2 protein-coding genes are annotated in these 3,339 nt (G+C 65.1%); both read right to left on the reverse strand.

What is annotated here, in order from left to right:
* Positions 1 to 45: 45 nt before the first annotated feature.
* Complete coding sequence (locus ACFWEG_RS28635; RefSeq protein ID WP_387220923.1) at positions 46 to 1,848, reverse strand: ABC transporter substrate-binding protein; 1,803 nt, start codon at positions 1,846 to 1,848, stop codon at positions 46 to 48.
* A 105-nt stretch (positions 1,849 to 1,953) separates the two neighbouring features.
* Positions 1,954 to 2,985: an ABC transporter permease gene (locus ACFWEG_RS28640; RefSeq protein WP_387220926.1), complete on the reverse strand. Its 1,032-nt coding sequence runs from the start codon at positions 2,983 to 2,985 to the stop codon at positions 1,954 to 1,956.
* Positions 2,986 to 3,339: the final 354 nt, after the last annotated feature.

Raw genomic sequence — 3,339 nt, forward strand, 5'->3', positions numbered from 1 at the left:
CCCGGGGGCAGTGGACGCCCCCGGGAGGCCGAGTTCAAGCGGCTGTTACTTCTTCAGGAACAGTCGCGTGACGTCGATGTAGCTGGTGGTGCTGGAGTAGCGCGCACCGCCGACGTTGGAGCCGTAGATCTGGAACTGCTTGGTGTAGTAGATCGGGACGGCCGGGTTGATCTCCTCCACGATGTAGTGGTGGAGCTTGTTCCACTCCTCAGTGGCCTTCTCGGGGTCGGTGATGGCGCCGATGCGCTTGATCTCCGAGTTCACCTTCGGGTCGTTGAGGTGCGTGTAGTTCGACGAACCGTCCTGGATCTGGGTGCCGTCGAAGGACGGCGGGATGACGGTCGACGGCGAGGACCAGTCCTGGCCCCAGCCGGTCATGTAGATGTCCAGCTTGTTGTCGACCTTACCGACCTGCTCGTACCAGGTGGCGCCGTCCAGTTCCTTCTTCTGGACGTCGAAGCCGGCCTTGGTCAGGGCGGCCTCGAGGATCACGGACTGCTGCTGGCGGATCGGGGTGTTGGCGTAGGCGTAGGTGAGCTTCATGCCCACCTTGCCCGCCTCCTCCAGCATCTTCTTCGCCGCGGCCGGGTCGCCGTTGCGCTTCTTGAGCTTGCCGAACGGGTCGTAGTCCGCCTCGAAGCCCGGGAGGGTCGGGGCGAGCAGACCACCGGCGACCTCACCGCCGTAGGCGCCGCCGTCGACCGACTGGAACTGCGCGTTCGGCACTGCCATGGCGATGGCGTCCCGGATCTTCTTGTCCTTGATCCGGTCCATGTTCATGTTGAGCTGCCACACGTAGGGCTGGAAGCCCTCGATGGTGCGCTTCTTCGCGGCCGGGTCGCCGATGACCTGCTTGGCCAGCGTGGCGTCGACGGCACCGGTGAACTGGATGCCGTTCTTGGCCTCGCCGCGGTCGGCGAGCAGCCACTCGGTCTGCGACTTGTCGTCGTGGTTCAGGGTGAAGTCGAAACCGTCGACATAGGCGTGGCGGACCGAGTCGGTCTTCGGGTCCCACTGGTCGTTCTTGACCAGCTTGATGGACTTGCCGCGCTTGTACTCGGCGATCTTGTACGGACCGGTCGCGACCGGCTTCGTGTCGTACTTCTCCTTGGTGTCGGTCTTCTCCGGCACCACGGCGTAACCGGCCATCGCCAGCGTCTGCGGCAGGTCGGGGCGCGGCTTGTCGAACTTGAAGACGATCGTCTTGTCGTCCGGGGTCTCCAGGACGGAGTCCGGCAGGTGCTTGTCACCGAAGCCGCCGTCGGGCAGGGCCTTGCGGTACGTGGTGCCCTCACCGGACAGCCACTGCTGCAGGTAAGTCGGACCGTCGGTGATGAAGGTCGCGTAGAGGCGCTCGACCGAGTGGCGGATGTCCGCCGACGTGATCGGGTTGCCGTTGGCGTCCTTGACGCCGTCCTTGAGGGTGTACGTCCAGACCTTGCCGCCCTCGCTCGGCTTGCCGGAGTCGGTCGCCAGGTCGCCGACGACGGTCACGCCGCCCTTCCCGTCCTCCTGGTTCTGCGTCAGACCGCGGTGGATGAGACGGCTCAGGAGACCGGCGTCGGAGACGTAGATCTGGCCCGGGTCGAGGTGCGAGAGGTCGTCCTGCATACGGACGGCGATGGTGCCGCCGGGCTTGGCGCCTTCCAGCTCCTCGGCGGGACCGGTGGAGGCGGCCGCGTCACCGAACTGGACGCCGGCCTGCTGCTCGGCGGCCTTGTTCTTGTCGACGGTCTTGGCGTCGTTCTTGCCGCTACCGCCGTCGTCCGAGCAACCGGTCAGAACCAGGGATCCGGCCGCGAGAGCGACCATGGCCGCGCGCGCCCGACGCGAAGTGAGGAGCTTCATGATGGAGAGTCCACCTACCTGTTGAGTGAGTTGCAGTAGCGCTGCCAGGCGCATCCGGACCAGCGGAGCAGGGGGTGGCAGCACCCCCGGTCTGTGGGGACGCCGTCAGCGCCCGGCCTTCGGGTCGAAGGCGTCCCGGATGGAGTCGCCCAGGAGGTTGAATGTCACGACGAAGACGACCATCGCGATGCCCGGGAAGAACATGTACGTGGGGTCTTCCTTGTAGATGTCGCCGGCGATGGAGAACATCCGGCCCCAGTCCGGTGTCGGCTCCACGAAGCCGACACCGACGAACGAGAGGAAGGCCACGGAGAGCAGGTTGGCGGGGAGCATCAGGGTGCCCTGGACAATCACCGGGCTGATGATGTTCGGGAGCAACTCCTTGCGGATGATCCGCCAGTTGGACGCCCCGCTGATCTTCGCCGCCTCGATGAACTCCCGCTCGCGCAGGGACATCGCGGTGGCACGGATGAGGCGGGCCAGGCCCATCCACCCCAGGAACGTCAGGACCAGGGTGATCGCGATGGCCCGGATGTAGGTGGGCGTCTCGTCCTCGGGGGCCACGAACAGCGCCACGGCGACCGGCATGAAGGCGATGAAGAACAGCTGGCTGGGGAAGGCGAGCAGGAAGTCGCTCAGCCGGCTCAGCCAGTAGTCGACCTTGCCGCCGAAGAACCCCATTGTCAGGCCGAGCAGCACTCCGATGATCACGATGAAGACCGTGACCACCAGTGACATGTACAGCGAGGTCCGCATGCCGTAGATGAGCTGCATGAAGACGTCACGGCCCAGGTTCGGCTCGATGCCGAACCAGTGCTCGCTGGAGATCCCGCCGTAGGGCTCGATCGGGAAGTTGAACATGTCGAGCAGGCCCTGGTCCTGGCCGTACAGCGTGTAGGGGTCCTTGCCGTACAGCTTGGAGATGACCGGGGCGAGGGCGGCGACCGCGAAGTACGCGAAGACGATCGCAGCGCAGATCTTGGCCGTGCGGTCGCGCTTGAGGCGCATCCAGATGAGCTGGCCCGGCGAGCGTCCCACGAGCTCGGACTTGGCCTTCTCGGCGGGTGCGGAGGACGCCTCGGGGTCGAGCTCCGGGACCTTGGTCCCGGCCGCGGCGGTTGGTGTAGGGCCGGACATGAGGTGAGTACCCCCGCACTCGGATTTCGGGTGATGGAACAGGTTGGGAAGGTTTCACTCGGAACCCGACACGGTCGGTGCAAGTTCCATGATTTGAGCGGACTTTCGCAACAGTTCCGGGCCCAGGTCAAGGGGGTACGGGTGTGGGATGTGCTGGCAGGACGCTTCTTGAGCGAAGATATTGCTGATTGACGCGCTTACGTGCTTGACATGTGGGACGGCGGGGCGACATGTCCGGAAAAAGGGCGATCAACTTCGTTAACACTGCCGCAACTTCATCGTCGCAACACCGATATACGAACCCGGCACGCTGAACAACGTACGGCCGTGCGGGTGCCGTAGGCAGGCCGGGAC

The organism is Streptomyces sp. NPDC060194 (assembly GCF_042728285.1).
Classification (GTDB): Bacteria; Actinomycetota; Actinomycetes; order Streptomycetales; family Streptomycetaceae; genus Streptomyces.